Origin of the sequence: Pseudomonas sp. UMAB-08 (genome assembly GCF_900095225.1) — a bacterium.
Taxonomy (GTDB): domain Bacteria; phylum Pseudomonadota; class Gammaproteobacteria; order Pseudomonadales; family Pseudomonadaceae; genus Aquipseudomonas.
In genome coordinates this window covers 1-4,262 of the sequence record NZ_LT607423.1, presented here as the reverse complement: position 1 = coordinate 4,262, position 4,262 = coordinate 1, and the positions used below count along the sequence as shown (strand labels likewise).

Here is a 4,262-nt window from a genome sequence, read left to right as displayed (position 1 = left end):
GGTGGGTATAGGTCACACCGTGACCGCTACAGCCTTGCGAGTAATAGATGTTGTCGCCCAGACGACCGACTTGTGGCAAGCGCGACAGCGTCAGCAGGAAGTTTCCGGTCCAGGCGTAATCTATTTTTACGTCCTTGAGCTGCGGAAAGGCTTTAAGCATCTTCGGCCGGATGATCGCTTCAATGTTGGCCGGGTCCCGCGCGCCGTACACCACGCCGCCACCAAAAATCAGGCGTTTGTCAGCGGACAGTCGATAGTAGTCAAGCAGGTAATTACAGTCTTCAACGCAATAGTCCTGCGGCAACAGCGTCCTCGCCAGCGCCTCACCCAGCGGCTCGGTGGTGATCACCTGAGTCCCGCAAGGCATCGACTTGGCGGCCAGTTCCGGCACCAGATTACCCAGGTAAGCGTTGCCGGCGACGATGACAAACCTGGCTCGGACTCGACCGTGTTCGGTATGCACGACTGGATTGGCGCCGCGCTCGATTCGAATCGCCGCCGACTGCTCATGAATCACACCGCCCAGCGACTCCACCGCCGCAGCCTCGCCCAGCGCCAGGTTCAAGGGATGGACGTGGCCGCCGCTCATGTCGAGCATGCCGCCGATATACTCATCACAGGCCACCACCTCATGAATGCGGCGCTTGTCCATCAGTTCCAGCTGAGTGTGCCCGTATCGCTCCCAGAGCTTCTTCTGCGCTTCCAGATGGCCCATCTGCTTGTTGGTGATGGCTGCAAACACGCCGCCATCCTTCAGGTCGCATTGAATCTGATACTTGGCCACCCGATCACGGATGATCGTGGCACCTTCAAATGCCATTTGACCCAGCAGTTGCGCCTGCTTGGGCCCGACTGTGCGCTCGATCACGTCGATGTCGCGGCTATAGCTGTTGACGATCTGTCCGCCATTACGCCCCGATGCACCAAAGCCGACTTTGGCAGCCTCAATCACCGTCACACGAAACCCGTGCTCCAGCAAAAACAGCGCACTGGAAAGCCCGGTATAGCCTGCGCCAATCACGCAGACATCGGTTTCCACCTCACCTTCCAGTCGAGGGCGCTCAGGCACCGCGTTCGCAGACGCTGCGTAATAAGACTGTGGGTAAGGAGTGTTCGCCATCCTGCAACCTCTGTTTTATATTTTTTACGGATACCGAGATGCTACCTGAGAAAAAAAACCTCGACCAGTGAGCCGTGAGGTCACAGGCAGAGGACGATCCGTAAAAAATACGCATATTCATGGAGTTAGCGCGAAAAAGGTGTTGACACACATCCATATATCCGTAGAATGCCGACCCACAGCAGGCGCGTAGCTCAGTTGGTTAGAGCACCACCTTGACATGGTGGGGGTCGCTGGTTCGAGTCCAGTCGCGCCTACCAAACAAAATCCGCTCCTGCTGGCGGTCTAGAAGGGTCAACCGAAAGGTTGGCCCTTTTTTGTTGTTGGCGCTTGGAAAAGCTTTGGAAAAATGAACCAGCGGTATCAGTATTTCAAGTCTGCTCCGACGGTCTGGTATTCGATAGTCTTCTCGGTGTGCCCCTCCTGATAATGCCGCGTCATCTTCGCATCCGAATGCCCTAGAAGTGCCTGGACGTATTCCTCAGGAAACTCTTGCGGCTCGTAAAGCCATGAGCCCAAAGCGCGAATTTCGTGGAAAGTGGGTCGCTCAATCGGCACGATGTAATCGTAAGCATGCGCGGCGTCTCTTGCCCTGGTGAACTCTTTGGTCAGATAGTCCGGCGTGACTGATGACCAATGCTCCTTGGCTGCCACTTGTTCGCGCCGCCGGGACTTCGTTTTGTAATGGATGAGAAATGGAGAGACGATAGGAGATCGTAGGCACTACAGTACAACCTCCCTCATACGTGGCTCACTCGGGTGCGCTGCTTGTACGCAAGCTCGCTCGACTCGTCTTTGTCGATCCAGACACCAGCGAATATCGATGGAGCCATTTCTACCAGGCGCTTGCTGAGCTTCTTCTCGATGCGGGCCTTCATCACTGCGATCCCGAGTAGATGCGCCATGCCATGTAGGCAAGGGCGATCACGGTGTCACTACCCGCCGCGCCCACCAGCAAACAGGACCATCGTCCGCGTCGTGGATCGGCAAGTGTCCGCAGGATCTTGCGTTCTTCCACTGTGGGAGAGCGGCGCCGGCGCTTGAGGACCGTTTCAGGGTCAACCCTTCCGGAGCGCGCAGGTTTGGGTTCGGGCTCGATGCTTTTCGCCTGAACGATCCGCCCATCACGCGCAAGAAATGCAGCCATAGCGGCAGCCAGGCCGGCCGACTCTGATCGGTTATGTTCGACGATGCTGGTGTGGTTGCTGATCATGGATATGCACCCATGACGATGAACAACCCCATGCAAACGGTTAGAGCGCCTAGGGCTACGCGTCTCATCGATGATCAATCACCCCGCAGCGCAGGCTCAGCGCTGGGTGACGATCCATCACCTGGATACGGACGGCGACCGAGAGTGGGAGGCGTTGACGGACGATGATCGTCCTGTCGAGGCTGTAGACGACCAGGTGGAGGAGGCTGCACCGTTTTGATGACGTAAAAAAGCCCGCTCAGTGGCGGGCTTTGGAGGATATCCCTGATTATCAGTCAGGGAGTGGCAGAGCAACTTGAAGTGGGCAAGCGATCCGCCGCGTGAGTGGCTGGATCCTTATTGATCAAAGGTTGTACGAGTACTTTTCATCAACCTTGCGCTTTTCAAGGGTATATCGCTTCAAGTCGATCTCATCCGAAGCCAGCTTGGTATCAAGCGCATCTATCTCGCGCCTTCTCAAGCTGGTGACGCGAGCTTTGGTTGCTTGATAATTGATGGACTCCGCCGCATCGTACCCGCTTACTGGATCCCAAAGAATGGAGATTGGTCAAAGCAATAGGTTCGCTACACCATAGCCATACGAGCGACCATAAAAGGAGCCTCCACCAGGCAGAAGGCCGAGTCCAGCTGCAAGCCCAGGATTTTTCTCTTCCACTGCTAGGTTATTGGCGCGATAGCTTGCGAGCTCCGACTCTTGAGACGAGTTAAGACCTGTAGCGCAGCCTGCGGTCAATGCTATGAGCGTGGCTGCGGTAAAATTGCGAAGTACAAGCATTCAAAATTCCTTTAGTGCCGATCCATTCTCAGCCCTTTCTGGGCTTTGACTCGGTAAATCCTACATCAAATAATGGCATTTTGACTTCACCAGTTTTTTTGGCATGCCAATTGAGTTAAAAAGCAGCAAAAGCCCGCTCAGTAGGCGGGCTCATGGATCAGGTCATGCGGGAAGGGTGATTGACCAGCAGACCGCGTGCGACTAAAGTTAGTCGCATACAAGGAGTCCAAATGTCCAAGCAAGAAAAGCTGCTTGCCAAGCTACTGAACAAGCAGGCCGGGCTCACTTGGCCGGAATTGGTCTCGCTGTTAAAAGGGCTGGGATTCAGTCAGATCGAGGGTGAAGGCAGCCGAGTGAAGTTCAGTAACGGCAATCCGCAGGCGATGATCAACCTGCACAAGCCGCACCCCGGTAACGAGCTGAAAGCCTACGTCAAACGTCAGGTTGTCGAGCACCTGAAGGCAGGAGGATTGATTTAATGAGTACGCTACTGCAACACCGGGGCTACTACGGCTCTATAGAGGCCAGTCCCGAAGATAATTGCCTGTTTGGTAAGCTGCAATTCATTCGTGCCCTGGTGAGCTATGAGGGTGAGACGGTGAGCGAGCTAACCCAGGCATTCCACGACGCGGTGGATGATTACCTCGACACCTGCGCCTCTTTGAGCCAAGAGCCCGAGATCCCATGCAAGGGATCATTCAACGTGAGGGTAGGGCACGACCTACACTTGGCTGCCAGCGTTGTCGCCACTCGGCAAAGCATTTCCCTGAATGACCTGACCCGAAAGGCGCTGAGCGAGTATCTGGATCATCACGTCTGAGCGATAGTCGTGCGTCGAAATGGAAAGTCCGGGACGGTCTATTTCCTCATTTCAATCTATCGTTTCAGTCCCATAAGCTCAGCGATCCCGAGCGTCACAAACTCAAGATTGTCCTCAATGGTGCTCAGCGCCCCGCCTACGTTCCTGCCTACATCTGTCGATCCGCGCTGCTCAACACACAGCACAAGCTCCATGATGGCAGCCTCCAGGGTGATCTGATTCTCGTTGAGTTTGAAGAGCAGGGAGGGGAGAAGATCTTTGTCTGTATGCGTCCGGGCATCCCGTCTTGCGTAACTAAACGGGTTGCCATTTATGCGGCAGCAACTCGGAAATC

7 protein-coding genes, 1 tRNA gene and 2 pseudogenes are annotated in these 4,262 nt (G+C 55.2%); 4 read left to right on the top strand and 6 right to left on the bottom strand.

Features of this window, described 5'->3' with window-relative positions:
- Positions 1–1,120, bottom strand: a 1,120-nt coding sequence (locus tag K0F75_RS16965) for an FAD-binding oxidoreductase (RefSeq protein ID WP_257604415.1), incomplete at its 3' end; no start/stop codon positions are given.
- 183 nt (positions 1,121–1,303) lie between these two features.
- On the opposite strand from K0F75_RS16965, the gene K0F75_RS16960 reads away from it, so the two are divergent.
- Positions 1,304–1,380 (top strand) — tRNA-Val (locus tag K0F75_RS16960).
- Between the two features lie 103 nt (positions 1,381–1,483).
- Here K0F75_RS16960 and K0F75_RS16955 read toward each other — a convergent pair.
- The 3 genes from K0F75_RS16955 to K0F75_RS16945 form a co-directional block, all read right to left on the bottom strand.
- Complete coding sequence (locus K0F75_RS16955; protein WP_374028808.1) at positions 1,484–1,774, bottom strand: tyrosine-type recombinase/integrase; 291 nt, start codon at positions 1,772–1,774, stop codon at positions 1,484–1,486.
- Positions 1,775–1,860: 86 nt separating this feature from the next.
- Entirely contained in the window at positions 1,861–1,998 is a 138-nt protein-coding gene (locus K0F75_RS16950) for a hypothetical protein (RefSeq protein WP_219063112.1), read from the bottom strand.
- Entirely contained in the window at positions 1,998–2,333 is a 336-nt protein-coding gene (locus K0F75_RS16945; RefSeq protein WP_219063111.1) for a hypothetical protein, read from the bottom strand. Before K0F75_RS16945 ends, K0F75_RS16950 begins: the two co-directional genes overlap by 1 nt.
- 40 nt (positions 2,334–2,373) lie before the next feature.
- Here K0F75_RS16945 and K0F75_RS25815 point away from each other — a divergent pair.
- Positions 2,374–2,484 (top strand): annotated as a pseudogene (locus K0F75_RS25815) (DUF1654 domain-containing protein); the annotation flags it as partial.
- 192 nt (positions 2,485–2,676) lie between these two features.
- On the opposite strand, the pseudogene K0F75_RS25810 reads toward K0F75_RS25815, so the two are convergent.
- A pseudogene (locus tag K0F75_RS25810) lies at positions 2,677–3,108 on the bottom strand (hypothetical protein).
- 230 nt (positions 3,109–3,338) lie between these two features.
- Here K0F75_RS25810 and K0F75_RS16935 point away from each other — a divergent pair.
- Positions 3,339–3,587 carry a type II toxin-antitoxin system HicA family toxin gene (locus K0F75_RS16935; protein ID WP_219063109.1) on the top strand — a complete coding sequence of 83 codons (249 nt, stop codon included), beginning with the start codon at positions 3,339–3,341 and terminating at the stop codon, positions 3,585–3,587.
- The gene (locus K0F75_RS16930) at positions 3,587–3,928 is read left to right on the top strand and encodes a type II toxin-antitoxin system HicB family antitoxin (RefSeq protein ID WP_219063108.1); all 342 of its coding nucleotides are present in this window, start codon (positions 3,587–3,589) and stop codon (positions 3,926–3,928) included. Before K0F75_RS16935 ends, K0F75_RS16930 begins: the two co-directional genes overlap by 1 nt.
- 56 nt (positions 3,929–3,984) lie before the next feature.
- On the opposite strand, the gene K0F75_RS16925 is transcribed toward K0F75_RS16930, so the two are convergent.
- Positions 3,985–4,170: a hypothetical protein gene (locus K0F75_RS16925; RefSeq protein ID WP_257604426.1), complete on the bottom strand. Its 186-nt coding sequence runs from the start codon at positions 4,168–4,170 to the stop codon at positions 3,985–3,987.
- Positions 4,171–4,262 lie beyond the last annotated feature (92 nt).

Excerpts from the sequence above, each read along its gene's own strand:
- K0F75_RS16950 (WP_219063112.1), bottom strand. The coding sequence starts at position 1,998 with ATGAAGGCCCGCATCGAGAAGAAGCTCAGCAAGCGCCTGGTAGAAATG.
- K0F75_RS16945 (WP_219063111.1), bottom strand. The coding sequence starts at position 2,333 with ATGATCAGCAACCACACCAGCATCGTCGAACATAACCGATCAGAGTCG.
- K0F75_RS16935 (WP_219063109.1), top strand. The coding sequence starts at position 3,339 with ATGTCCAAGCAAGAAAAGCTGCTTGCCAAGCTACTGAACAAGCAGGCC.
- K0F75_RS16930 (WP_219063108.1), top strand. The coding sequence starts at position 3,587 with ATGAGTACGCTACTGCAACACCGGGGCTACTACGGCTCTATAGAGGCC.